Source organism: Labrys sp. ALF-8 (assembly GCF_059699065.1).
Genome location: NZ_AP048538.1, coordinates 1,650,626 through 1,677,532, shown reverse-complemented (window position 1 = coordinate 1,677,532; position 26,907 = coordinate 1,650,626). Strand labels below are relative to the sequence as shown.

The following is a 26,907-nucleotide window of genomic DNA, read 5'->3' as shown; positions in this document are numbered from 1 at the left end:
ATCGCGAAACCTCCGTCACATTGGGGCGCTAGTCTGCGATCGTCTGGCCTATCGCAGGTGCCCCATGAGTATTGAAATCGAGCGCAAATTCCTCGTTCGCAGTGACGATTGGCGCCGGGAGATACTTTCTTCCGCCACCATTCGCCAAGGCTACTTCTGCCGCACGCCCTTGCTGCGCGCTCGGATCCGAGTGTTCGGGGACAAGGGCTTCATCACCCTCAAGAGCGAGCCGGGGATGATGACGCGTTACGAATTCGAGTACGAGATCCCTAAGTCCGAAGCGATGGAGATCATCAAGCGCTTCAGCATCGAGCCGCTCGTGGTCAAGACGCGCTACGACGTGATGCATGAGGGAACGCTGTGGGCCGTCGACGTCTTCGGGGGAAGCAATGCCGGCCTCGTGCTGGCCGAGGTCGAACTAGAGCGTGAGGACCAGGCAATCGCCATCCCGTCATGGGTGGGCGAGGAAGTGACGAGCGACAAGCGATACGGCAACTCCAATCTGGCGCGCTATCCCTACGCAAGCTGGGGCGACAAGACCGTCATGGCCGACGCGTCATAGTACCTTTGCCACCAGCGTGCCGCTTTGGGATCAAAAAAAGATAGATCGGTTTCGAAAAAAGATGGAAAAACCGGTCAAAACGGGCAGAAATGGACCGATTTTGAGCCTTTGCAATGAGTTTTTATGCGGGTACAAAGCCGCACTGCAAAGGGTCCAAAAATGGCAAGTGGGAATTCGACTAAAGGAAAGAACCTTCAAAGGACGGGCTCCGGAAAATTGGAGTACCGGAAGGTTGTACCAGCCGGACTCAGAAGCCTCATCGGCCAAACCGAATTCAAGTTGGCGCTCGATACGAGTGATATAGCGGAGGCTTCGCTAAGGGTCGCTCCGTTCGCAGCAGAGGTAGAGGCCAAGCTGGCCAGAGCACGCGGAATAGTGGCCGATCTCAAATGGCGTCGTGAGAACCGGTCACCGTTGGACAGGTTCATGGTGAGGCCAGCACCGAACGAGCGTGAACTTCTCCGCCAACGAAAGATTCAAGAGGCGAAAGCGTTGCTCGCGGCCGAAGGCGTGGAACTCTTCAGTGAAGAAACCCGCATTGCGCCCGCTGGCAATGTGCTGACGATACGGAAGACGCTGAAGCTCTACCTGCAAGAAAAAAACCCGGACAGAAAGCGCAGGGGCTCCGCTTCGGAGAAATTCGAAAGCGTCCGAACCGCTGAGATTGATCGCTTCATCAAACATATCGGCGGCGACCGGGACATTACCAAAATCGACAAGTATCAATGCCGTTCATATCGAAATGCCCGATTGAAGGAAATCAAGGCGAGCACGGTTAATCAACGACTTGGCCTTCTGAAGACAATCTTTCAGTTTGGACTTAACGAGCTACCTATACCCCCGACGAACCCGTGGAAGTCCGTTAGAGCGTTCGATGAGATTCCCGACAATGAAAGGCGTAGGTCGTTCACCAAGGCGGAAATCGAAATCATCCTTGCCAAGCTGATCAGCAAGGAAGCCAGCGAGTTGCGCACGATAGCCTTGATCACCGCGTTTACGGGTGCTCGCATCAATGAAATCGTCGGACTAAACGCCGAAGAGGTGAAGCTCGATACCGAGATTCCCTACATCCTCATCCAATCGAACGAAAATCGCCGCACGAAAACCAAGCAATCGAAGCGTTTGATACCTCTGCCGAAGCCGCTTATTGACCTGCTTCAGGGGGCACCAAAGACCGGACCGATTTTCCCGGAATATATGGCTTTGAAGACGCCTTCGGATAGCTTCAGCGTGTCGATAAACCAGTACTTCCTTCGGAAGGATTGCGAAATCACGGACGCCAAGGCGACTTGGCATAGCTGGCGTCACACGATGAAGGACGCGCTTCGCAATACGGGTGCATCCGACGGCGTGCAAAATCAAATATTGGGCCATACTCAAGGGGGGATGAGTGGCACTTATGGTGATGGATACAATCTTACGGTTTTGAAACAGGCGATGGAAAAGGCTTTAAAACCCATGATCGAGGCTTTTAAGTGAGAGAAAAGCGGGCAAATTGCCCGCTTTTTTTATGAGATGACTATTAGAATAATAATCGACTCCATTAATGAATCCTTAATTGACTCCGTAAATGGAGTCGATTCATAGTCGGGATTCACGTTTTGGAGTGAACCCAAATGCCTATCGCTGATCATGGCGGCTATGTGCCGCCCGAAAACATTCTCGCGACGGAAGCCGCACCAAAGCAGTTCGTGGACGCCAAGGCCAAGAAGCCTTCCAATCGGCTGGTGATATGGGTTGCCGTTGCCGTGCCGCTGGCATGGATTGGCTACAACGTCTCCGAAGGCCAAGGCTACCGCGCGGCTGTGAAGGAACAGCTTCGGAGCGAGCTTGTCGCCTCATGTGACGCGACCTGCCAGAACAACAACAAGATCTGCCGCGACCTGTTCGGGATCGACTACGGTCCGGATTGCATGAACAAGAACCGTGAACTGAACGGGCTAATTTCCGAGGCCAAGAAGCGTCAACTGGACGAAGGCTTTGCCCGCAACACCGCGCTGAACGCCGATGTCATCCGCCACGGCGGTGTTTGGACCGACGCCGACAAACGAGCCAAACAGGCCAATGAAGACCTGATGGACGCACCCGTTGTCGTGACCTATCTCGGAAGACGATATCAGAGCGCTAAATAAGCTCGCATTGGAATAAACCTGTTTACGATATCGGGGAAGGCGACATCCGGAGACGATTTGCCTCCCCTAAATATGAATGCCGATAACAGATTGTCGGTACTCTCAAGTGAGCCGCTACGGGGTTGATGATGCCCCGTAGCGGTTTTCTCATTTCCAAGCCGTCTTGAGCGTCTTCAATTGCTTGTCAATATGTTCGCGTAAATCCGGTCCTTTAACCTCTTTATAAATGAAGTAAACGACTTCCTTCTCCACATCCTCATAAGTTGCGCCGCTGGCCTTTGCATCTTTGAGGCCTTCCTTGAAGCGCTGTTCGTCAAGATAATGACCCGCAAGAATACGGTCAGCGAGACCGAACCAACCCGGTAAACCTTCCTTCCAAGACATATCTTTAATTCTCCTTATGTGTTAAGACGAGGAGACAGATACGGCGACTTTTCAGCTTCTTCAAGAGGAACTCGGTTCGGCATGTGACATAGGACACACGCTAACTTTGTTACACAATGTAAAATGACCCGACTATTTCCGCTCTAAGAAGCAGGCGGGGATGTTGGCGGTCCGATAATCGGAGACAGGAGGGTTTTTGTCGCTTTCCACTCGTCTTTCAAAACGAGCCGCGATTTCTCAATGACGTCATCATATTTGCCCGACCATTTCTCAATTGACAGATACTTCCCAGAGTCGTCAGGTCTGAGACCTTGTGCGTCAATTAGGCCGGGGATTGCCTTCAGAAAGTCCTTCTCGTGAGGGGACGGGTCAGGATTGATCCGAAGCTTTATTCGGCTTAGCAGCCTTCTTGCCTCAAGATAATGCTCCAACATCTCTTTCGGAGGAGGGCTTTCAAAGTCGAGGCGTTCACCCCGCGATTCATTGGTATCTTTGTAAAGCCGTACGTATCTCTCAGCAGAAGAACAATATTGGCTTATATCATTTCTAAGTTCATTTATCCAATTCTGCCTGAATTCAGCTATTTTGTTTGAATAAGCGTATTGGGCGGCCAAATTCGCAGTTGCCAACGCCGTTTCGACTGTCCTGTTGTTGGTCGCTATAGCTGTTTCGACTGTCTTGTTGTTGGTCGCTATAGCTGTTTTGGTAGTCCATCGAACCCCTAAAAAAGTGCCAATAGCGCTCATGGCTCCTACTGTTAGAGAGGCCACCACAGCGTTGGCCGTAATGGCATACCAGAGGTCGGTAATTACAGGTGCGATTTCAGGCATGCATCCCTGCGACTTTGGTTTGCACTGTTAATACCACCATCATGTACAAAAAGCAGAAAAATGGCAGAAAAATTTCAAAGGGTATACGCCAAGCGTCGGACTCCGGATTCCCCCATGCCCGTCGAGTTTGTCCGGGTAAAATGTCAAAGTAAACGCTCGCTAACGTCAATAGTCTACGGATTTAGTAGGCTGACGAAGGAGGGTTATTATCCGGATGGAAAGCCGAAGGCTCAGGCCGAAGGCACAGATGTTTTGTCCAATAGGGCAGGGTCATTCGGACGCGTCCGCGATGCTATCCGATTGCGTCCAATAAAATGGTATTGACATTGTGGACAATTAGATTCAGAACGTCTTAGAACCTATCGGACGAATGGACACATCATGATCATTGGGTATGCCCGTACATCAACGCTGGAACAGAAAGCCGGCTTGGACGCTCAGCTACGGGACTTGGATACTGCCGGGTGTCAGAAGGTCTTCAGCGAGCAGATATCGTCTGTAGCGAAGCGGGAAGCGCTGGAAACGGCCATTGATTATCTTCGCGATGGCGACACGCTCACGGTGACCAAGCTTGACCGGTTTGCTCGATCCATGCGCGACCTCATTCAGTTGATGGACAAGATTGAAGCCAAGGGTGCTTCGCTGCGCATCTTGGCAATGAATTTGGATACGGCGACGCCAACCGGCAAGCTGATGTTGAACGTTCTTGGATCGGTTGCGCAGTTCGAACGGGAAATGATGCTGGAACGTCAACGCGAAGGGATTGCCAAAGCCAAATCAGAAGGTGCCTACAAAGGCCGTAAACCATCTGCCAGCCTCAAGGCCGATGATGTTCGCAAGCTTCATGCCGAAGGCAAAAACCCGTCTGAGATTGCGAGGGAACTCGATATCGGTAGGGCAAGCGTCTATCGGGCCATTCAGGGCTGACGCAACGTCATATCCGGGTTTGATTGAGGGCAGGGCGGACTTGTGTTCGCCCTGTTTTCGATTTTGGATTTTTGTGTTCGGCTTTTTTTCTTCAAGCTCATTCGGGCTTTTTTTGCACAAGGTCGATTGGGTTGGTTGGGTCAAGGTCGATTAGCTGATTTATTCAGTGGCAGTATCATTGGACATAGAAGAAGTCTGACGTAATCTTCCGGCTTCATCGTTCAATCATGCGAGCATTGGGTATGGCCAGCGAATTAGAGAATCCCAATCTTCTTCAAGCCGATATTCTCAGTGGGGCAGCGAAGAATGTCATTCCCAATGCCTCTATAAGATGTCCTCACTGTAGGCATGTCGGGTCATTCGGTGCGATGAATGGAGGATACACGTATATAAAATATGGGCGGGCAAACGATCCAAGACAAAGGCCGGCTTATGAATACGTAGCTGCAATTCGTTTTTGTCCTAACATTCATTGTAATGGTTTGATTTTAACAGTTGGTGCATACGGTAAACCTCAACCATATCTCGTTATGCCACCTGAATTACTGGATTTCTCTCCTGATAACATCCCTGAAGGAATAGCGGACGCACTTACTGAAGCGATAGCATGTCATGCGGCTGAAGCTTATCGAGCATCCGCGATCATGGTTCGACGGGTGCTTGAGATGATTTGCGAGGATAACAAGGCGGATGGTAAGACGCTGCATGATCGGTTGAACAATCTGAAGACATCGCTGATGATTTATAAAGAGCTATTCGATGCGATGATGGAGTTGAAGACTCTCGGTAATGACGCGGCGCATGTTGAATCGAAAGCGTATGATGAAATATCCAAGGATGAAGCTACAGCCGGTATTGAGTTGATTAAGGAGATATTGAAGTCTCTCTACCAGATGAAGCATTTAACCGGCATGCTCACTCGATTCAAGAAGATTTAATCTTAATTACGTTTTGGGCGCGGGTTTCTTGGGGCTGAAGGTTTTCGGGTAAACTATCACGCTTTAGGGGGCGGTATGTATCGGATCATTATCGAAGGGGTTGAAGATGATCAGATATGGTCTGCGATGGCGGCTATCAGGCGGGAATTCAGAGAGCATGCCGTTTTAATTGATCGCTTGCGACAGGTGATTAACGAGGCACGTCACTACAATCAATCGTACAAGCTTCCGGACACGTGGCGATGTTGGGTTGAATGGAACGGCAGGCCGTTGGGAGGCATCGTCACGCCTTCCATGCTCGCCAATACAGTCAAATTGAGAATCCCAGACCTCACTTAGTTGACCATTTCTGTACGTGGCGCATATTCTCCGTCCATCAATCATGACGGAGTACAAATAATGGCACGCGGTAGGAAAGCGGGAATACGAACTGAAGCTTCTGTTGAGAATGTCGAGGCATCTCATCGGATCGTTCAGACAATCAATGGGATCGATATCGAGGAAGGTATTCCGGTTCCAACCGGACAACGGACTCGTCAGAGCAAATATCCCTATGAGCTATTGGGATTGAACCAATCGTTCTTCATACCGGGAATGAAGGCGAAGTCGTTCACGTCGTCGGTTTACGGCCGGAACAAGAAGGGCGATAAGAAGTGGAAAGCCGCTGACTTTGAACGCGAAGGTGTGGCGGGCGTACGGGTCTGGCGGATTAAGTGAGCTAACCACAACGACAGGTCGATTCAGCGTTAGACAGAATCGGCCAATCCCGCTAATCGCGTTCCCGCCTTAGAAAATCATTGGATCAAATCGAGCCGGTCGAAAGATCGGCTTTTTCTTTGTGCGGCTGTTGCGCGGCGGCACGGTCAAAGCATCTCACATAGTCCATCGGCGTTTTTGAACGCGGGCAGGGATTTTTGTACGTGCGCCGCATGACCGCATTTGTCGGCTCCGCTTGCAATGACCTTAACCAAGCAAGTATACATCGAAATACAACAATATATTGTGTTCGTAATTGCCGCTTTAATCAAAGTATAGATATACAAAAAATAGGGAGTGTGTAACAAAAATTCAAATATTTTTATAATTTTTGGCGTATATGAATGCTTGACCTGCAATAGATAAGCGTATAGACCGTGCTTCACGGCGCGACATGGACTGCGTAAGCGGTCAATCGCGGGGTATTTACAATAGCAGGATACCGCAATGACTATGAATCGAATACCGAGTGAACGGCAGCTTGAGACTATGGGATATCACAATCAATGGGACGTGCTGGATGTATGGGCGCGCGATCTCCGCGAAGAGATTGATGGCATTCAATCCGGCTACATCATTCCATGGAACGGCAGCACCAAATCGGGTCTGCTCGCAGCATCCAGACGCCGCTTGAAGCGGGTGTATCGCTTGGCTGATCAGTTCGGCCATTACGTCGGTCAAGAGGTGCCGCAATGAGTGATGAAAGCGGCGCGGCGGAACCGAAGGTAGGCGGCTCGCCTGAAAACGGCGCGATCAAAATTCGAAACCCTTTCACCAACAAAGATGTGGTTCTGACTTCACACGGGAACCACGGAGCCGCATCCGATGACGCGGTAACCGCTGAATCCGTCGTCGTTCACGTCGGTCATCAAGGCTATTTTCTCAGCTATCATCTGATGGCCGGAATGACGGTCGGCGATAATCTGAAGCTGGCCGATAAGGCGTCAGCCGCTTACAAGTTCGAAGCTATGTCTCGCGAAGAAAAAGAGACTATTATGCGTTTTGTTCAGGAGTGTCTTAAAGATAAAGCAAGACTGTGCGTCTACGGATTCAACGACGATGGCACTGTAGACGAAGAAGACAGGCACTTCCTACCGGACGATGACTCAGATTCCGATGACGATGACAAGCACGGCTACGCGATTTCGGATGAAAATGGTAATTTTATCCATACCTTCGCACTTGGTGAAGGTGCGGAGGAGATGTATGACATTGGGGAGGAAAAATCCTGCGTCTTTTATTCGCAGTCTTATAATTGGCGAGATGCTATGATTTTGGCCAGTCAGCATAAGGCGCAACTCATCTGTGACGTCGTGCTGGCACTGACTGGTGAAAAACTGAGTGTCCGCAAACTCACTGTTCTCATCGATTAGGGGTCTCGCTTTATAAATACTGTCGATCAATTCAGACCGGCAGTATGACCTTACACGACGACCAGCGCGCCATTGAACAGCGTGCCTACGACAATTCACTGACAAGACAGACACGCGCACTATCACGCGCCGCCAACAACCACGCCACAGCCGACTTACGACCCGGTCGATATTTGGCCGGGTCTTTTCATGCGGCCATGGTCCAGCCCGTCGATAACTTCATCAACCGGCCGGCATCACGTGGCCGTTTCCTCAAAGTCTCCACGACGCTGAAGGCATGCGGCCTTAGCGCCGACGTAGTCAGCCATATTGCGGCGAAGGCCATTATTAACACGCTGGCGCTCTCGGATCGGCCCGTTCGTCGTATCAGTCTGTACCATGCCGTTGGGGACGCACTTCACGATCAGTGGCGCGTCGATAAATTCCAAACAGTTTCGGAACGCCGGGCACTCGTCCGGAAGCTATGTCGGGATTTCGACCGTCGCAATTATTCACGCTCGAAGCGCAAAGAGACGATTAAAAGCTATTTCGCCGCTGAGATGGTGAACTGGCAGGGCTGGACGCGGGCAGAGAAAGTCCAGATCGGCCGCGCCTTGGTCGAACTGTTCCAGCGCCATACCGGAATGCTCGAATTCTCCGGCAAGCGGGATGAGTTCATAGGCGCGTCGCCGGCTCTCGTTTCTAAGATCGCGAATGTTCTGTCACGCGATGCCAAGTCTTGGATTCTCAAGCCGCCGATGGTCGTTGACCCTGTCCCATGGAACAAGGGCAATTTGTTTAAAGGCGGATATCAGACCGACGCTTTGGCGTACCCTCTGATCAAACGCGCCAAGACGTCGGACGTCGCTCGCCTCATGGCGTTGCCTGACGAACCAATTGACGCCGTGAATGCGATCCAAGCGACGCCGTTTCGGATCAATCGTCAGATGCTTGAAGCGGTGGAGTGGAGCTTTCGTACCTTCGACAAGCAAGTCGGTAAGTTGCCGGGATCGAGCGATCTCGAATTGCCACGGCTGGACGATTGGCGGGCCACAGACGAGGAGTCGAAGAAGATGCATTTGTTGCGCCGATACGAAATCCGTGAAGAAAATCGGCAGTCCCGAAGCAAGCGGCTCGCCGTCAACATGGCTTTGTCGGTTGCCCGCGAATATCAGGGATACGAACGGGTCTACTTTCCGGTTCAACTCGATACCCGTGGTCGCCTCTACGCCGTGCCATCATTCCTGAATCCACAAGGCAGCGAGTACGTCCGCAGTCTGATCGAATTCGCGGACGGGTTGCCGGTCGAAACGCATGAGCAATTGAACTGGCTGGCGATCAATGGTGCGAACGCATACGGTCAGGACAAAATAAGCCTGCATGCTCGATACGAATGGGTCATCGAAAATGAAGAGATGATCTTGTCTGTTGCCGACAATTATAGAGAAGATCATCGTTGGATGCGTGCCGACGAACCCTTCTCATTCTTGAGATTTTGTTTCGAGTGGCAACGGTACAAGACAGAGGGGCTTGGCTTTACGTCTCACTTTATCTGTAGCGTTGATGCAACATGTAGCGGTCTACAGCATTACGCCGCAATGACGCGTGACGAAGACTTAGGCCGCGCCGTCAATCTTGTAAAGAGTGCTTTGCGACAGGACGTGTACGGTGATGTCGCCGTGGCAACCACCATCCGACTTGTGAAGGATCGCAACGCCGGCATGAAGCCCGCTTTTAAGATCAAGGGGGAGATGATCGAGGCCGCTCCTGATGCTCTCTTGAAGCTGGGGATTGATCGAGCGCTTACAAAAAAGACCGTGATGACGACGGCGTACAACAGCAGGTTCTATTCCGCGTTGACGTTTGTTCGCGAGGCCGTGGCGGAAAAGCTGAAGAGCGGCATTCTTCCGACGTGGAACAGGGCGGACGCCGGGATCGACTCGGCCACGCTGACGTATCTCGCTCAGCAAATTTGGCTGAGTGTGGAAGCCTGCCTTGGCCGTGCCAAACAAGCGATGCGTTGGCTTTCGGCCGTGGCACTGGCCCATGCAAAAGCCGAAAATGAACAGGGCAGGGTGGACGAACCACTATCATGGACAACGCCGGACGGCTTCGTTGTCCGCTACCTTCACAAGAAGCAGAAAAGAACTCTCATTCATACTGTCTTCGATGGCCACCTGATTGATCTGGTTTCATATAAAGACGACAGGCTTATTGATCCACGTAAGATGAGTTCGACTTTTCCACCGAATTTCATTCATTCAATGGATGCAACTCATTTAAGAATGTCAGTGAATAGGGCAGTTCGAAACGGAATTACATCGTTTGCTGTAGTACACGATTCATTCGGATCGCATGTTGCATCAATGCCTGACTTCGTAACTCAGATCAAATCGGCCTTCGTTCAGCTTTATAAAAGTGACGTCATGGCGGATTTACAAGCCGCGTATCAACATCTCGAAATCAAGGTTCCGATACCAATGAAAGGGAATTTGAATCTGAGTGAGATGGTTGATAATGAATATTGCTTTTCTTAAGTATACTTGAATCTATATTATAGTCTATACATCATTCACTATCACGACAGGTCAACTCGATAAACATGAGGCCGTAAGGCCGAAGGTGAGCAACGCGAACCAGTGAGTAGCATTTGAAGTCGGTTTATTCACCAAAGACAAATATTCAGTATGAGTGAAAAGATGTATTGAAAAGGTAGATACGAGATTTCTTTTCAAAAGGTTTTGTATCGACTACGTCTACACTTGATTTCTATTCAAGACATCTATTCAAAAAATCTCTTGGCTCCACTCATTGACTGGACGTCAAATCGTGGAATGGTGTGATTCGATACAGGAAATCGAGTTTGAAGTCAAGACTTTTTTATGAATCTGAATGATATCAATGACTTAGTATTTCATTTCACTCTTGACAATCGAAGTGATTCGTGTCTGTTTTTTGTGATCACAAATGAATCTGGTGACGTGATATGGATTCGATTCCTCGTCGTCACCTTCGATTGAGTCTGAGGCCAAGGGCCGAAGGTTCGGACGCAGGACGAACAGTGAATAGCCTCTTCGATGTCGCCTTTGATGACAGGGTGACATGCCCTTTTTGATCTTCAATTTCGTATCAAATTTTAAGATCAAAAATCCTTGGGGGGAAAACCTTTAAGGAAAGGGGGGAAACGAAATTTTGTAAAAGATTCTTTTTATAGGATTCCTTGTCATAGATTTCTCTTTTTAAATTTTTTGATTCTGAATTTTTGTTTTTGAATTGATATGGGGGATTGGGAAGGGGGGAATTGAACCCACTCCAATCGCGTCTCAGTCAGCCTCGACACACCGAAAATCGGAAATGGCCGTAAAGGGGCCGTAGACGGCCAAGATTGGGGCGGGGGTACCACGTGGAGCTTCTGACGCGAGTTTGCCGCGTACGGCCTTCCCAAGGCACTTAGAATCGATTTTAAAATTGAGTGTAGGATGCAATTGACTGCGTCGCTATTATTTCACGGTTTTTGGAGGGTGTCAAATTCGGTCCTTGACTTTTTCCGGCCAGTTGCCGTATGGTCAACGCTCGTCACTTGGGAATGGCTGTTGTCCTGTTCCCAGATCGACCCATGACGGCGCTTGGATCGAGCAACCCTTTCGTCCACATTGGCAATGCAAAGCCCGACGAAGCCGGTTGCTGGACGCGTTCGGTCCCCAACGGATCACGTAAGGCGCGAGCGCCAACGGACGGCGATGACAGCACCAATCGCATGTCGCCCAAACCCACCCGCCATTCTGGCGCTGGAGATAGCCGAGGGTAGGCACGTCGCTATCGCGGAGGGTTTGCCATTCAAGCACCATGGGTTAGATCATGCGCGACGAATGAGTACGAAACAAGAACATCCAATGAGTATACGGATGTAAACCTGTGGCCCCGGACCTATTGCGGTAAATTGAGTAGTAGTTTAAGTAATATCTACAATCGTTTAAGAACAATAAGAATAAAAAGTGACGATTACTATCATAATTGAGCCGGCCTATGGCGGTGACTACCGCGCTTACATTGAAGATCGTTTGATTGGGCGGTTCGCCCAGCCGTTTTTTCAGACCGCGCGGGTGCTCTTGCGACAAGGCGTTGACCCGGAAACCAAGATCGAGATGCGCCACAAGGGATCAAGCATCGTCGCACTTCGATCCACCGTTGGTGCTGCGTCCAAGCTCATTGCAGCCGAACACTGCTTCTTGCTGTGGAAAGCGCGAACCAAAATCTAAATATTTCGATGCTCGCTCACGTCGAACGGGCAAAAATACACTTGAGAAACGACATTTTGACCCGACTAACCCACTCCTGCAAGGGCCAGGCCCTTACCAACATCTCGCTATCACAAACCGCTGATGGGACTGTTGCCGAACCCGTCAAACCGACTTGTGCGACTTGCCGATTTGCGAGCGAACAAAAAGCGAATTTCCTCGGCTACCGCGACAGGATTTATTGCGGGGTTCGCCTGCCGCCCTTCGTCGCCACACCCGACCAACATCGATACCTACCATCAAACGCCGTCTGTGACCTCCACAGGCCGAAGGACTGATGTGCTCGCCTTGTCCAATGCCCCCTTTGCCGCCACTTGAAAGCGTGCTCACCAATCCCGATCCGAGGTTCTTGAATCTTCCGGAGATACGGACCCGCTACAACGTCGAGTACGAGCCGCGCCGTCATGTCGTCCACCTTATCCCCAAACCAATTAATCCCGTCGAGTTCTTGTTGAACGGCCCGGAAAGCCTCACGGCTTCAGAGCCGGAACCGATCACGATTCCGATGGAAGACTTTAAATCACTGACAAACAATGGAACTAAACCGAATAAAATACGGCACAATCCGTGAAGATGGAAAAATATTCCAACAGTATCTAAAGAGGGGCGATAAGCGCATCGAACTGTGGTTGTCACCTGAAGCTTTCGCCAGAACCAAAGCCAAGGTGACGGCAGATCATCAGAAGCGCTACGCGGCCAATCCTGAAAAGTATAAAGATGCTGTTCTCCAATGGCGTCAGGCCAATCCGGACCGGTACAGAAAGCACCAGCAGTCCTTCGACCATCAGACGCATCCGGATATCTTCCATTTCAAGCGTGCGTTGAACGCTGCCAAGAACAGAGCTAAACGCAAGGGTTTGGAATTCGATATAGACCTCGATTACATCATCTCGATATTTCCGGCTGACCGCGTTTGTCCGGTATTCGGAATGACGATGCAATGGGGACGGATGGCAGGTCGTTATAGTTCCCCGTCTATAGACCGTATCGATAACGAGCGTGGATATGTACCCGGTAACATTTGGTGGATTAGCTGGTCTGCCAATTCCCAGAAGAGACAAAGTGACCTTGGTACATTCCTCACAAGATCACGAAGACGTAAGACAATAAGCCATCTGAACTAACGTATAGCACCAATTTTATAAATATTGAGAAGGGGAGTTGCCAACGCAGCTTCCCTTTTTTGGTGTTTGCCTCGGATAAGGACTTATGGAGAAGGCGGATAAGATAATTGATTACGCGGATTATATCGGAACCTTTGTCGCGGAAGCAGTCCTATCGGAAGACAAACGCGCAAAAGTATTGCTCTTCAAAACAGCAAAACTTCTGATCGACGCCATGAAAGTCGAAGTGAAGGCGAGAGGCAAAATCAAAGAAGCCTAAATAATCCAAGAAACCAATAATCGAACGGGTCATAGATGGCAGTCGAAGAAGGCGCATTGGTGGAATGCATAAACTCCACCGAAACGAAGCTACTCACCAACGGTATGAAATACACCGTCAAGCAATCGCTTGAAGTGTGTGGACGACCAATCCTCATATTGGAGGAAATTAAAGGTGCGTGGCCAGTACAGCGTTTCAAGTTGGTTTCGGAGTAATAACCAACTGGAATCGTAAACAGAATACCAATGCAAGACTACGCCGTTTATATCACCATCAATATTGCCGAACCCGATAAGTTCTATGTCGGCATGTTCCGACTGAGACACACCTCCCATGATGCGTATTACCTCGGATCGGGACGCAACATCACAGCAGCCATTAAAGAGCTTGGTCGCGCAGCATTTCGCAAGACCATTGTGGCACGGTTCGAAACCCTTGACGAAGCCGGCGAGGTAGAAGCCGCTCTCATCGAAGCGCTTGACCCGTTTTACAACATCGCTCCCGGTGGAAGACAGGGGAGTGGTTTGTACCTCCAAGAGTACCTTCGCCAACATCCCGAAGCCCGGCTTCCTTCCTATAGTCTTGAAGCCCGCGCCAAGCACGCCGCTGCCATGCGAGGCCGTAAGCTCTCTGCTTCGCATCGCGCCAAGCTTCGCCGGCCAAAGTCTACGACGGTGAACATGCGTGGTCCGAAGTCGGCTTCCCATCGCGCCAGCTTTTCCGCCGCTCGCCGTGGAGACATCCGAATTACGGACGGCATTTCCAATCGCATCATCCGCGATCTTGCCGACATGCCGGCCGGCTGGCGTCGCGGTCTCACGCGCAAGAATTCGACCCGCACTATCACACACTAAATAAGATCATTCATGGCAAGTTTACGAGATTTAAAACCCAAGTTCATTGAAGACAAGAGCAAGCCGGACGCTCCGTTTATCGATGAAGCGCTAATCAACTTCCTCGAATACCTATACCGCGATCAATATCCAACTGACCTGTCCATTTCGGATCGTCAGATTTGGTTCAAGGCAGGGCAGATCGACGTCGTACGCATGCTCAAAAAGCTTCGGGAAGAACAAGTTCAACCACGCTAATAATAACGAAAGACACAAACTTAATGTGCAGTTCCTCACCGCCTCCAATTCAGTTGCCGGCGACACCGCCTCCGCCCCCGCCTGTTTTAAGCCAAGACGCGCCACAGCAGGCTTCGCCAACGACTTCTGACAACCTGAAGAAGCAGGCGACCGGAACGCGTCAGTATCGCACAGGACTTTCTATTGGCGGTGCTCAGACATCCAGCACCAACAATGGCCTTGGCATTTCACAGTAAGACTTCTGACACGTGTCCAATAACAAGACGGGTACACTTAAAGCCCGCTATTCAAGCCTAACCTCGGATCGTCAGATTTACCTCGACAGAGCTATTGAAGCTTCTCGTCTGACGATCCCGACTTTGATCCCTGAAATGGGTCACAACGCTGCCACGCGCTATTACACGCCTTGGCAGAGCGTTGGCGCGACTGGCGTCAATAATCTCGCGAACAAGATGCTGTTGGCCTTGCTGCCGCCGAACCAAGCTTTCTTCCGTCTGCGCATCGATGAATACACCGAAGACAAACTTGCCGGCACTCCCGATCAGAAAGCTTTGATCGAAGAGGGCTTAGCCAAGGTTGAACGGGCAATTCAGGACGAAATCGAAACATCGGGCTTGAGAAGCCCGATCTTCAACGTTTTGCGTCACCTTATCGTCGGCGGAAATTGCTGCCTTATCCTGCCGAAGGATCAACCTGCCCAAGTCTTCGGGTTGTACCACTATGTGACCGTCCGGGATTCCTACGGGAATATGCTCGAAACGATCACCCGCGAAGTCATCGATAAAGCAACCGCACCCGCTGAAATTCAAAGCCTGATCGGCTTTGCCACTGACGATGACGATGACGAGGATACGAAGCATCCCAGACCATCGGACGGTGACCGGGATGACGAAATTGAACTTTACACGACCTATTATCGTGCCGGCGAGAAAATCCATTCGTATCAGGAAGTGTGCGGGCAGATCGTACCGGGTTCGGAAGGCTCTTGGCCTATCGACAAAGCTCCGATCATGGTCCTTCGCTGGACGCATGTTGACGGCGAGAACTACGGACGCGGTCACGTCGAAAGCGTCATTGGTGACCTGATCAGCCTTGAAGGGTTGTCCCGCTCGATTGTCGAAGCTTCGGCGGCAGCGGCCCGTGTTGTCTATGTCATTTCACCGAACAGCCAAACGCATCACAAGGATTTCGCCCAAGCCGAAAGCGGCGACGTCATCAGTGGTGACGTTCAAGGTGGCGTTCCACAGGGTATTGGCGTTGTCCAGTCGGGCAAGCAAGCCGATCTCTCGATCACATTCCAAGCCGCTCAGAAGCTCGAACAGCGTCTTGCACTGGCCTTTCTTGTGAACTCTTCCGTCCAGCGTCAGGCAGAACGCGTGACCGCCGAGGAAGTCCGCTTCATGGCACAGGAACTCGAAACGAGTTTGGGCGGTGTCTATAGCCAGATGGCAACCGAACTTCAGCTTCCTCTCGTCAATCGCATCATGGCGAAGATGACGCAGGAAAAGAAGCTTCCCGGTCTGCCTAAAGGGGTGGTCAAACCTGCGTTGACGACTGGATTAGACGCACTCGGCAGAGGTAACGATACCAATAAGTTACTGAACTTCATTCAGGCCATTAGCCAAATGCCGTCTGCGATACAGATGATCAATTGGTCAGAAGCGATGTCCCGTCTCTCGACGTCCATGGGCCTCGATCCAAGCAACCTGATCAAAACGCCCGATCAGTTGGCCGCAGAACAGCAGCAAGCCGCACAAGCTCAGCAGATGGCCACAATGGCCAACATTGCGAAGACCGCGTCGCCGGCCGCCGTCAAAGCCATCTCAGATCACTACCAACCCCCAAATAATAATCCTACTCCATCGCAATAATCCATGACTGACGACAATATTCATTCAATTCCAGATTCCACGTTCGAACACACAATTCCTACCGCAGACGGCCCAGCAAAAACCCTTCTCGACAGAGCGGCAGCGCTTGGGATTGATGTAAACAACATCGATCCAACCGCAGATTCTCAGACTGCCGATTTCAAACCGAAGGCCAAGACCGATCTCATCCTTGGGAAGTTCAAGACACAGACCGATTTCGAAAAGGCGTATGTTGAACTTGAACGCAAGATGTCCAAGGGCGAGAAGATCGAGGCCAGCGGCGAAGCCGTTCCGAATATCGATGACGCCGAAGACGCCGATTCCACGACCTCAGACGCTGTACCGGCCGAAGCCGCGAAGGATGTCGTTGAGAGTGCCGGTCTCAACTTCGACGCTCTCGCGACCGAATATTGGGCCAACAACGGTCTGTCTGACGACTCATATGCCAAGCTCGAGAAAGCCGGCATTCCGCGTGCCATGGTCGATCAATATGCAGCCGGTCAACAGGCGCTGATACAGGCGGAACGCACTCAGGTTTTCAGTATCGTTGGTGGCGAAGACATTTACAAGGCCATGCAGACATGGGCAATCGCCACCCTGCCACAGGCCGAACGCGAAGCCTACACGCAGGTCGTGAACAGCGGCAATGCGAATGCTCGCGATATGGCGGTGCGCGGCTTGTTCGCTCGATACAGCGCCGAACATTCGCTTGAACCGACAACCAAGATATCGGGTTCGCGTACCGCAGCAGATAACAAGGCATTCAAGTCTTATGCCGAATTGACCAAGGCGATGAGTGACGCCCGCTACAAAAAGGACTCGGCTTATCGGGAGTCCGTACAGCGCCGCCTCGCCAACTCAGACCTATAATCTTATGGCGAAGGAACGAGACTACAAAAAAGAGTATCGCGACTATCATTCAAAGCCGGAACAGATCAAAGCCCGCTCTAATCGCAACAAGGCCCGCCGTCTCGCTATCGATAAGCATGGAGAGGCAGCCGTGAAAGGGAAGGACGTCGATCATAAAGACGGTAATCCGATGAACAACGATCCTCGTAACCTCGGCTTAATGTCACCAAGTAAGAACAGAGCAAAACACTAACTTATTTCAAAGCGGCTCCGAAACGAGCCGCTATTTTTTCACCTATAAAATAATCAGTTTCATAAATAGAAATACAATTGGAGAAACAACCTTCCAGCCTTTGAAGACTCGGGTGCGCCTAAGTCGATAAGACAACTGCCGATAGCGTCTTAGTTTCGAACAATAACCAGAACAATAATCGAAACCGTAGCTTACGACAAAAAGTCGAAGCCGCAAAATAATAAGAAAACTATGGCTGACGCAACTCCGGCCCGTTGGGGTCAAGTTAATGGCAGCGGCGATACGACCGCGCTATTCCTAAAGGTGTTCGGCGGAGAAGTTCTGACTTCTTACGAAAACACTACAATGATGAAAGACCGTACGCAGCTTATCGACTCCAAGGGCGGTAAGAGCGTACAGATTCCTATCGTTGATAACATTGTTTCCGGATATCACACCGCTGGTGCTGAAATCCTCGGTAACAGTGCTAACATCAATGAACGTGTGATCATTCTTGATAACACGCTGTATACCTCATCGTTTATCGATGACTGGGATACGATGATTTCCCAGTATGACTATTCCGGCGTTATCTCCAATAAAATGGGATATTCGCTGGCAAATATGTATGACAAAAATATTTTCTCGCTGGCGATCAAAACCGCTCATGATACTGGTGCCGGTGGTACTGGTCTTGGTTCGGTTCCCGGTCAGGGAAATGCTCAGGTTCAGACCCTTGCGAACGCTTCCTTCACGATCAGCGACATTCGCGCCGCTGTGAAGTCCGCCGCCACAGCCTTTGATAAGAAGAATGTGCCGAAGGAAGACCGCTATCTCGCCGTCACTCCCGACGTGTATTACATGTTGCTGGACGACGATAAGAACTTGAACTCTCTGTACAGCGTACCCGCTACCGGTTCTTGGTCCGCTGCCAAGCTTCCTCCGGTTCTCGGTTTCGAAATCTTCCCGACGAATAATCTTCAGGTCGATTTTACCGGCGTCTCCGGAATGCTGTCGAAGTACACCTACAACGCTTCGAAGGTGCAGGCTCTCGCATTCCACAAGGATGCAATCTGGACCGCTCAGGCGATGGGTATCAAGACGAAAGTTACCGATGACCCCCGTCGTCTCGGTAAGCTGATGGTCGCTTCAACCATCGTTGGACATCAGGTCGTTCGTCCTGAAAGTCTTTACTCGATTGAATCTCCGTAACGGCTACGATCAAAGCAACCTCCAAGAGTTGAAAAAGGCAGGGCGAAAACCCTGCCTTTATTGCGTTTAAATATCCCGTGGCAATTTCGCCACGAACACACTTGAGAACCCCTTTCATATGACGACTACGACTTCCCTTATTCCACCGGACGTCTCGACTGATCGATAAATACAGACAGTCATATTTTCTGTCTTGAAGGGAGTAGGGCGCTTTCCTACTCCCTTTTTTATTTCCTGATCGGTTTATGTACGACAATACAATTCCTTCCAATTTACTCGACGCGATTAATCTTTGTCTGACTTCGATGGGCGAGCCGCCCGTCAACACGACCAATCCTGACGAGCTACCTCCCGACGCTGTGAATGCGCTTGGCTTTGTCCAGCGTTCGAACCGTGATGTTCAGGCTTCGGGCTGGCACTTTAACACCGAGGTTATGACGCTATCGCCGGACGTGGATGGCTTCATTCAGCTTCCCATTAATGTCGCCAAAGTCGATACCGTAGGAACTTCAAAATCGGTTGACGTCGCTCAGCGCGGTCAGAAGCTCTACGACCTTCGCAACAACACATTCGTCTTCACTCAGCCCCTGACTGTCGAGATCGTTCAGATACTCGACTTTGAAGACACGCCGCTTGTCTTCAGAAACTTTGCCGGAGTTCGCGCGGCCGTTCTTTATCAGCAGAGCATCTTGGGCGATCCCGTCACGGACGGTGCATTGCAAAGACGCATGCAGGAAGCTTGGGCACAGCTTCAGCGTGACGAAGCCAATCAGGCTGACTCCAACATCTTCACCGACAATCTGTCCACCGCCTCGATCCTGTATCGCGGTGGCAGATATCTTGGCCGTCGGGGATGAAGTAAATGCCCCTCGGCACGACCCCGCTTTCCAATTTCTATACCGGCATTTCCCAACAGCCCGCTACGCTCAAGCTTGCGTCATCGGCTGAAGATATCAAGAACGGCTGGCTTTCTGTCGTAACCGGTGCCTCGAAGCGTCCACCTTCCGAACATCGTTTTGCAACCGGCATTTCGACGTCTGCCACGTCTGTCTTCTCCTACCTGATCGACCGGAATTCTTCATACTCGTATCAAGTTCTGATCGACGGAACGACGCTGAAGGTTTTCGACCTGACGACGGGTGTTGCACAGACTGTCAACTTCCCGGACGGTACGGCTTATCTCACGGCAACAACCGATCCTGTCAGGGATTTCCGCGCTGCCACGATTGGTGACACGACGTTTATTCTCAATCGAACCGTGACTGTCGAACCCGACGATTACGGCGAAATCGGTCCGTACGCCTTCACCTACACAACCGTTGTGGACTATGCGCATTTGCCTTCGTCGCCAACGACAGGCCAATACGTCTACGTCTCTTCGGAAGACAATTTCTATCAATATCAGGACATTCCGGCCGTTACCGAAGTTGACGAATGGTACCTTCAGGGGACCGTCAATTGGCAGCTTGGCGTCCCGGCCGGCTATACGCAGGTCAGTTCCCTTCCGCAGGTTGTCACGGTTGGTCAGAAGATTTGCGTTCTGCATGCCGGCCAAATCAAGCCCTACTACTACTGGAAATATCAGGGCATCGTGAAGGTTGCCGCCGCGCCTGCGACGCATGGTTGGGTCAAGATCGAGCAATACGACTTGCCGCGCACGGTTGCCGGACGACTGAATCCCAACAAGATGGGAACCATCATGGTTCTCGATTCAATCGCGAACGTCAATTATTCAGTGTACTTGAACAATGCACTGATCGCGAACTATTTGTCGCCCAAGGCGGTTGACGCAGCCAGTTCCATTCCGGGTACTCAGGACATCGCTTCGAACCTCATTTCGGCCATGACGTCCTTGCCAACTGGCGTCACGGTTACCCGCTATGGTTCGACTATTTCTTTCTCCGGCCTCAAATCCACAGATACACTCGTTGCCCAAAGCACGCGCGGCGACAAGATCATGCGGGCATATACACAAGAGATTGATGACTACAACAATCTGCCGCCGAACGAGGCACAGGGCCGGATTGTCCGGGTCAAGGGCGACGCCAAGACCAATGGAGACGATTATTTCGTCAGATATGACAACGGCCTTTGGATTGAAACATACGGCTATTCGCAGGCGAGTAAGCCGCTTGCCGGAACGATGCCTTATGTCCTTGTGAGAGAAGCTGACGAGACGTGGACCTTCCGTCAATTCGATTGGGATACCCGTATCGCTGGCGACATGGATTCCAATCCAAATCCCAGCTTCTTCGGGTTCACGCTGAATGACATCTTCTTTTATTCGAATCGCCTTGGTTTCGTTGCTGATACGAACGTAATTCTGTCGGAAGCCAATAACTATCACAACTTCTACCGCACAACATTGGTGACGCTGGTAGACAACGACGTGATTGACGTGACCGTTTTAGAGGGTGTCGATACGCTCTATTTCGCCAACCCGTATAATGACGACCTGTTGCTGTCTTCGGATCGCATGCAGTACCGCTTATCCTATTCGAACTACCTTGGTCCGAAGAACTTTCAGATTAAGTTCTCAACCGCGTTCAACATGGGTCGTGACGTCCATCCCGTAAACATGGGGGGATCGCTATACTTCGTTGACGACCGCGAAGAATACTCGTTTGCGAAGATTTTTGAATTCTATCCGAAGGGAAATTATACCGGCGATGACGCTGACGATGCAACCGGTCCAGTACCAAGCCTTATTCCTCAGGGAATTGCTTGCATGGACGGTTCAACACGTCTTCGTACCGTTGCCGTTGTATCGAAGAACGCCCCGAATTCCATCTACATGTATCACTACTTTTGGAACGGGCAGCAGAAAATTCAGAACGCTTGGTGTGTCTGGGAATTGCCGGACGTCACGAAAGTTCATTGGGTAGGTTTCAGCTTCAACTATCTGTATATGGTCGTGCAAAGACCCGAAGGTATCTTCACGGAACGGTTTTACATTGATGAAACCGTATCCAAAGACAGTGATGTAACCCGATATCTAATCGACCGACAAATCACGGAAGACGATGTCACGGTAAGCTATAACGCAACCACAAATCAGAGCACGATAACGCTGCCATTCGCCTATTCGTCCGATGTGATTGAAGTGCTTTCGAATGGTCCGGATTGGACGGATGCGCGCCATACCGTGACGAAGGTCGATAGCACGCACATAAAGGTTGACGATTACGACCTGACGACCGCGACGCGAATTCGTGTCGGTATCCCGTACACCTTTTCCTATACGTTCAGCACGCCGTACATCCGACAGCCAACCCGAACAGGTGAAGTTGTCGTCTTGGATGGCCAGCGCCTTCAGATGAAGTCTCTCACCCTACAGACGGTTGACACGGCGTTTTTCTCAGCACGCGTTTCATATCCCGGTCGCAGCGATATCGTCATCCCTTATGAAGCGATCCGGCTGGATGATCCGAACAATCTGATTTCCGGTCCGCTTGGGGCAGATCGCAAGATTCGTATTCCGGTTATGGGGAACAATACGGACCTCAAGCTTAGCCTTGAAAACGACTCCCCGTGGAATAGCCAGTTCACCAGTGCAGAGTGGACTTTTACGTTCAACATGCGCAACGGAAGGCGCATGTGATGGGCCAATATCTACGCCCGGCAACATTTGAGGATGTTGAGTTTATCGCGGCCAACATGCGTGCGGCAGATCGCATAGAATGCGCTGCGTTCGGTTTCGAACCTCTCGATAATATGATGACCGGACTAAAACAGGCCGCGATTAGCCTTGCCGTTGACGATCCGAAGACAGGTTTGCCAATTGGCATCGTGTCTGTTCACGCCGGGGGACTGATTGGCTTTTTGTCCACGGACGTCATAGCACAGTATCCAATAACTCTGCTTCGCCAGTCGCGCGCCCTCATAAATGAGCTTCATAAATACTCAGATAATGGCCGATTGTATAACTGGGTTTCCGCCAATAATGTCCTTCATTTACAGTGGCTGAAGTGGTTAGGGTTCACGATATACGAAGATAGGCCCGTAGAAGTCAATAATATATCTTTCTACCATTTCGAAAGATTTCCGGAAACCTAATCTCTATGTGTACAATTGCCGCCGCAGCAGGCTTCGGCCTTTCAGCGATTGGCCAAGCCGCAAGTTTCATGGGTCAGCAAAATCAGACTGACGCATACAATCAAGCCGCTCAGCAGAACGCTATCAATGCGAGCGTAGCCGCGTCCAATCAGTACGCGGACGAACAGCGCCGCTTTGCCTACGACGCCAAGGCGACCAATCAGCAAGGCTTTCAGCAAGTCATCGAAGCTCGTCAGGCAAAGGGCACGGCGATTGCATCGGCCGGTAGTTCTGGCCTTGATGCCTCCTCGATCTCCGTTCAGAGCATTCTAAACAATATCGATCAGCAGGAAGCCCGTAACGAAGCCGTTCTTCAGGCCAAGCGTGACGATGCCCAATCGGCTTATAACTCCCGCACGCAGTCTGAATATTATCAGGCAATCGGTCGTACAAATTCCATGCCTTTGAAATCCGGGCCAAGTCCATTGGCCCTTGGTCTTGGTATTGCCGACTCCGGTTTGGATGCCTTTTCGAGCACCAAGTACGGCAAGAGTTGGTTGGGGATCGATCAGTAAATACGCCCTGATAAATACTGGCAGTGTTTCAAGGAATAAGAATTTTATAAATGCCTATTGTCGCTCCGGATATTGGCCAGATTGGCTACGGTTCTTCGACCATCTCGCCAGCCGATACCTATGCACCTCCAGCGTTCTCGCCTGATAAAGGTCTTGAACAGCTTGGCGACGCCTTGTCGGGCTTGGGTGGCAAATTCACACAGCTTTCCTCGAAGCAGACTGCCGCCGCAGAAAACGCGCCGAAGCCTATCGAACAGATGGCCCAACAAGTCACGAACTCGCTGAAGGATGGTCAGCCTCAACAGGCACAGGCCGGCTTGATCCTGCCGCAGGAATCGAAGGCAACCCTTGCACAGATTGACGAACGTCGTGGTTATGAAGCCGGTCAGCAAGCCTTCATGGAACAGACGAAGGATTTGTGGCAAGACCCGAAGTACGTTTCCAATCCCGACCTTCGTAATCAGGAAATCAATCGTCGCCTTGCTGCCTATTCGGAAAAGTATAAGGATAATCCTTTTTACAGCAACGGGTTCTTGAAGGCATCCCGCGATAGCTTTGACTCTGTAAACAAGCATTTCAACGAACTCGGTGCGCAGGCTCTTACAACCGAACAGATGAATGCTTTCCAGCAGGATTCAATCAACGCTGCGACGAAGGCCCAGCAAACGGCTTCCATCAATTGGAAGGGGGCTGACGACTCCGGTGTCGATACGAAGTTTCTGAAGGGCATCGTACAGGGCGGCGCTGCCGTCGATCCGAATTCCAGCATCGGTCATTTGAAGCCGCAGTTCGCTACCGCCGTATCGACCATGCTTCAGGCCATGCCGCCAGAATTGCGTTCGCAGGTTGGCATTACCTCTGCCTATCGCGATGCCAATCATCAGGCTTCTATTCTCGAGTCCGATTTGAAAGGCATGGGCGGCGACGCTCTCGCCAAGTGGCAGCAATATGTCTCGAATGCCGGTGGTGACATCATCAAGGCCGGTCAGGATGCACGCCCTTGGCTGAAGAGCATTGGCATCACACGCCGTATCGCACCTCCGGGCTCAAGCAATCACCAGTTTGGCGAGGCCATGGACCTCACCATTCAGGGCGGCAATTTCAAGGATTTCGGCAATACTCCGGCCGGTCAGTGGATACATGATCATGCAGGCGAGTTCGGGCTGACCTTTCCACTCTCGAATGAGTCTTGGCATATCGAGCTTTCGAACGGACGGCGTTTCGGCGGTGGCAATACCTATGGCCCTGCCAATCCCAACCCGGACAAATATGACGGCGACGGCGTGGACAACGTCGATCCGATCACCGATGCAGCGATGCGCATTAAGCAGGCTGAATCCGGTGGTAATCCGTCCGCTCAAAATCCATATTCGACCGCTGGTGGAAGTGGCCAGTTCATCGATTCAACATGGCTGACGCAGGCTCGCAAGGCCGGTGCGACGGGTACAGATGCACAGGTCTTGGCGATGAAGAAGGATTCTTCGCCGGCCGGTCAGGCATTTCAGGACAAAGTTCTTCTCCAGTTCACGCAGGATAACGCAGCGAAGCTTCAGGCTAATGGTTTGGCGGCGACGCCCGCGAACCTCTACGCCATGCATCATGCAGGCGAGGGGGCTGCAATCCCGATCCTGAAAGCCGCCGATAACACGCCAATCAGCAACTTCTTTGCGCCCGGTGTCATGGCTGCAAACCGCCTTGGTAAAGGCATGACGGTTGGCGGCTATAAGCAATGGCTTGCCGCAAAGGTTGGTGGCCCGGTCACCGCGACCCTTGCCGCTCAGAACGCCGTCAGACAGACCGACCAATATTATTCCCGCACATCCTCGCTCGATAGCGTCATGCGCAGACAAGCGGTTGTTCAGGGTCTCACAACCCAAGCTATTCAGCTTGGCGATGCATCGAAGCTCGACGCCATTCCGCCTGAAATGATCACGCCGGCCGTTGCCGGTCAGCTTGCGGTCGCTCGTAAGCAGATTGCACAGGCCAATTTTGCCGAAGCGCAGCAACAGCGCACGATGGTTGCTCAGCAAAGAGAAGATCAGCGTTATTCGGACATGGGCGCGATCAACACCGCTGCCATGAACGGCACGTCGATCAACCCGGCTCAGTACGCTTCCGATCCGGTCACCTTCGAGCACGCCTTGAAGATGAAGGATGCTGCCTTGAGCCTGAATCCAGTTCAGGCTTCGGCCAACTTCTCCAATCTCACAAGCTCATTGCAGGGCGCGGCAGTCACCGGCGACTATTCCAATATTGATCCTTCCTTCGCCGGACGTCAGCCATCCGTGAAGGAACTCCAGTCGAACATCATGAGCCGCACGGACCTGATGCCAAAGGACAAGGCCGAACTCGTCGGTAAGGTCGAAAGCTTCATTAATCAGGGAAATTTGGCTAACAGCCCGGATGTCACGAACTATTACAAGACGAACTTCGCTGCCTCTGCCGACATGCTGGACAAGGGTCTTCTCACCAAGACCGCTGCCGGCCTGACGAACATTTCATTCAGTGGCGAAAGCGAAAACCATTTCAATGGTGAAGTCCGTGCCGCGATCAAGGCATATGCCCAGAGCAACAACGGCAACGTGCCATACGGTCAAGATTTCCTGAAAATCCTGAAGGATGCAGGTTCATCCACGCAGGGGTACATGGATCGCTTGGTCAAGATCGTGAATACCGATCTTGCCGACCCGGACAAGCTGAAGGCGGACAAGGCCGCTCTCGATCAGGAATACGCTCAGCGTGGCCTTGGTCAGCCTCACGAAGATACGGTTGCACCTTCGACACAGCGGAACGTCGATCAGACCGGCATAACTGGCGGCGAACGTACGGCAATCCATTCCCCTGTGTTTCAGGCAAACGTCACCGATGGCAATGGTCAGGTCAGCACCGTTTCGGTTCGACCTGTCACGCCTGTACAGCCCGGATATCAGCCCGTTGATGGGAAGGTTTTGAACTTCGGTGGCAAGGCATCGATGATGTTTGCCGACCCGAACAACCCCAACCATAGGGTGTCGGTCGAAATCGCCAATGCCAATGCGCCTTCCGCGCCAACTCAGACGGCTTCAACACCCGCCGCGAAGCCCGAACCGAAGCGGCTTGATCAGGAAATCGCGGATGATTGGGCACCACTTATCGACAAGATCAGAAATAGCCCGGCTGGCCATCAGGTCAGAGCCTTTTTGGACAATCTGGCCCTGAAGAACACGCATCCGGATGAAACGCCTGTTGACTGGACACAGCCGCACGCGCTTCGCGATTTGATTTTGCACAATCAGCCTTCGCCCGAACCCGCGCCGACGCCAGTGACGCACATCACGCCAGTGCAGCTTAGAGCGCTCATGGAAGGTGCGAACGGCGGCAAACCAGTCAGCGCTTCCGATTTGAAAAAGACATACGACATTTTGCTTAAGCAGTCTGATGGAAATGCAGTGACCGAAGAAAGCGCTAAAGCGTATTTGAATAGAAAATAAGAAAGACTTT

25 protein-coding genes are annotated in these 26,907 nt (G+C 51.4%); 23 read left to right on the top strand and 2 right to left on the bottom strand.

From position 1 onward, the window contains the following. Positions 1–64 precede the first annotated feature (64 nt). The 3 genes from AC6H34_RS28010 (at position 65) to AC6H34_RS28000 (ending at position 2,694) form a co-directional block, all read left to right on the top strand. On the top strand, positions 65–562 hold the full coding sequence (locus tag AC6H34_RS28010) for a CYTH domain-containing protein (RefSeq protein WP_497541025.1): 498 nt from the start codon (positions 65–67) through the stop codon (positions 560–562). A gap of 123 nt (positions 563–685) precedes the next feature. Beyond that, positions 686–2,041, top strand: coding sequence for a tyrosine-type recombinase/integrase (locus AC6H34_RS28005; RefSeq protein WP_497541024.1), 1,356 nt, complete (start codon positions 686–688; stop codon positions 2,039–2,041). A gap of 137 nt (positions 2,042–2,178) precedes the next feature. Then, positions 2,179–2,694, top strand: a complete 516-nt coding sequence (locus tag AC6H34_RS28000; protein WP_497541023.1) for a hypothetical protein — start codon at positions 2,179–2,181, stop codon at positions 2,692–2,694. A gap of 147 nt (positions 2,695–2,841) precedes the next feature. Here the strand turns inward: AC6H34_RS28000 and AC6H34_RS27995 are convergent, their stop codons facing one another. Next, positions 2,842–3,078, bottom strand: a complete 237-nt coding sequence (locus AC6H34_RS27995) for a hypothetical protein (protein WP_497541022.1) — start codon at positions 3,076–3,078, stop codon at positions 2,842–2,844. 143 nt (positions 3,079–3,221) lie between these two features. After that, a complete protein-coding gene (locus tag AC6H34_RS27990; RefSeq protein ID WP_497541021.1) occupies positions 3,222–3,908 on the bottom strand; it encodes a hypothetical protein in 687 nt (228 codons plus the stop codon). A gap of 381 nt (positions 3,909–4,289) precedes the next feature. On the opposite strand from AC6H34_RS27990, the gene AC6H34_RS27985 reads away from it, so the two are divergent. From AC6H34_RS27985 to AC6H34_RS27890, 20 genes are all read left to right on the top strand, one after another. Continuing rightward, positions 4,290–4,835, top strand: coding sequence for a recombinase family protein (locus AC6H34_RS27985; RefSeq protein WP_497541020.1), 546 nt, complete (start codon positions 4,290–4,292; stop codon positions 4,833–4,835). Positions 4,836–5,077: 242 nt separating this feature from the next. After that, positions 5,078–5,773: a DUF4145 domain-containing protein gene (locus AC6H34_RS27980; protein ID WP_497541019.1), complete on the top strand. Its 696-nt coding sequence runs from the start codon at positions 5,078–5,080 to the stop codon at positions 5,771–5,773. A gap of 339 nt (positions 5,774–6,112) precedes the next feature. Next, a complete protein-coding gene (locus AC6H34_RS27975) occupies positions 6,113–6,490 on the top strand; it encodes a DUF7303 family protein (RefSeq protein WP_497541018.1) in 378 nt (125 codons plus the stop codon). Between the two features lie 486 nt (positions 6,491–6,976). Beyond that, entirely contained in the window at positions 6,977–7,225 is a 249-nt protein-coding gene (locus AC6H34_RS27970; protein ID WP_497541017.1) for a hypothetical protein, read from the top strand. Then, positions 7,222–7,902, top strand: coding sequence for a hypothetical protein (locus AC6H34_RS27965; RefSeq protein ID WP_497541016.1), 681 nt, complete (start codon positions 7,222–7,224; stop codon positions 7,900–7,902). Before AC6H34_RS27970 ends, AC6H34_RS27965 begins: the two co-directional genes overlap by 4 nt. A 44-nt stretch (positions 7,903–7,946) precedes the next feature. Next, positions 7,947–10,418, top strand: coding sequence for a DNA-directed RNA polymerase (locus AC6H34_RS27960; protein ID WP_497541015.1), 2,472 nt, complete (start codon positions 7,947–7,949; stop codon positions 10,416–10,418). 1,458 nt (positions 10,419–11,876) lie between these two features. Continuing rightward, positions 11,877–12,140, top strand: coding sequence for a hypothetical protein (locus AC6H34_RS27955; protein WP_497541014.1), 264 nt, complete (start codon positions 11,877–11,879; stop codon positions 12,138–12,140). Between the two features lie 572 nt (positions 12,141–12,712). After that, on the top strand, positions 12,713–13,303 hold the full coding sequence (locus tag AC6H34_RS27950; protein ID WP_497541013.1) for a hypothetical protein: 591 nt from the start codon (positions 12,713–12,715) through the stop codon (positions 13,301–13,303). Between the two features lie 85 nt (positions 13,304–13,388). Next, complete coding sequence (locus tag AC6H34_RS27945) at positions 13,389–13,562, top strand: hypothetical protein (RefSeq protein WP_497541012.1); 174 nt, start codon at positions 13,389–13,391, stop codon at positions 13,560–13,562. Positions 13,563–13,807: 245 nt separating this feature from the next. Next, positions 13,808–14,416, top strand: coding sequence for a GIY-YIG nuclease family protein (locus AC6H34_RS27940; RefSeq protein WP_497541011.1), 609 nt, complete (start codon positions 13,808–13,810; stop codon positions 14,414–14,416). Between the two features lie 12 nt (positions 14,417–14,428). Beyond that, the gene (locus AC6H34_RS27935; RefSeq protein WP_497541010.1) at positions 14,429–14,653 is read left to right on the top strand and encodes a hypothetical protein; all 225 of its coding nucleotides are present in this window, start codon (positions 14,429–14,431) and stop codon (positions 14,651–14,653) included. A 248-nt stretch (positions 14,654–14,901) separates the two neighbouring features. Beyond that, a complete protein-coding gene (locus AC6H34_RS27930; protein ID WP_497541009.1) occupies positions 14,902–16,524 on the top strand; it encodes a portal protein in 1,623 nt (540 codons plus the stop codon). A gap of 3 nt (positions 16,525–16,527) precedes the next feature. Then, the gene (locus AC6H34_RS27925) at positions 16,528–17,394 is read left to right on the top strand and encodes a capsid assembly protein (RefSeq protein WP_497541008.1); all 867 of its coding nucleotides are present in this window, start codon (positions 16,528–16,530) and stop codon (positions 17,392–17,394) included. A 4-nt stretch (positions 17,395–17,398) separates the two neighbouring features. Then, positions 17,399–17,626: an HNH endonuclease gene (locus AC6H34_RS27920; RefSeq protein ID WP_497541007.1), complete on the top strand. Its 228-nt coding sequence runs from the start codon at positions 17,399–17,401 to the stop codon at positions 17,624–17,626. 231 nt (positions 17,627–17,857) lie between these two features. Beyond that, entirely contained in the window at positions 17,858–18,817 is a 960-nt protein-coding gene (locus tag AC6H34_RS27915) for a major capsid protein (protein WP_497541006.1), read from the top strand. A 245-nt stretch (positions 18,818–19,062) separates the two neighbouring features. Then, a complete protein-coding gene (locus tag AC6H34_RS27910) occupies positions 19,063–19,674 on the top strand; it encodes a phage tail tubular protein A (RefSeq protein ID WP_497541005.1) in 612 nt (203 codons plus the stop codon). A 5-nt stretch (positions 19,675–19,679) separates the two neighbouring features. Next, positions 19,680–22,418 (top strand): phage nozzle protein, encoded by a 2,739-nt coding sequence (locus AC6H34_RS27905; RefSeq protein WP_497541004.1) that lies wholly within the window; start codon positions 19,680–19,682, stop codon positions 22,416–22,418. Next, the gene (locus tag AC6H34_RS27900) at positions 22,418–22,873 is read left to right on the top strand and encodes a hypothetical protein (RefSeq protein WP_497541003.1); all 456 of its coding nucleotides are present in this window, start codon (positions 22,418–22,420) and stop codon (positions 22,871–22,873) included. The genes AC6H34_RS27905 and AC6H34_RS27900 overlap by 1 nt, the downstream gene beginning before the upstream one ends. A gap of 5 nt (positions 22,874–22,878) precedes the next feature. Beyond that, positions 22,879–23,427 carry a virion core protein, T7 gp14 family gene (locus AC6H34_RS27895; protein WP_497541002.1) on the top strand — a complete coding sequence of 183 codons (549 nt, stop codon included), beginning with the start codon at positions 22,879–22,881 and terminating at the stop codon, positions 23,425–23,427. Positions 23,428–23,477: 50 nt separating this feature from the next. Next, the gene (locus tag AC6H34_RS27890; RefSeq protein WP_497541001.1) at positions 23,478–26,897 is read left to right on the top strand and encodes a M15 family metallopeptidase; all 3,420 of its coding nucleotides are present in this window, start codon (positions 23,478–23,480) and stop codon (positions 26,895–26,897) included. The last annotated feature ends 10 nt before the right edge of the window (positions 26,898–26,907 follow it).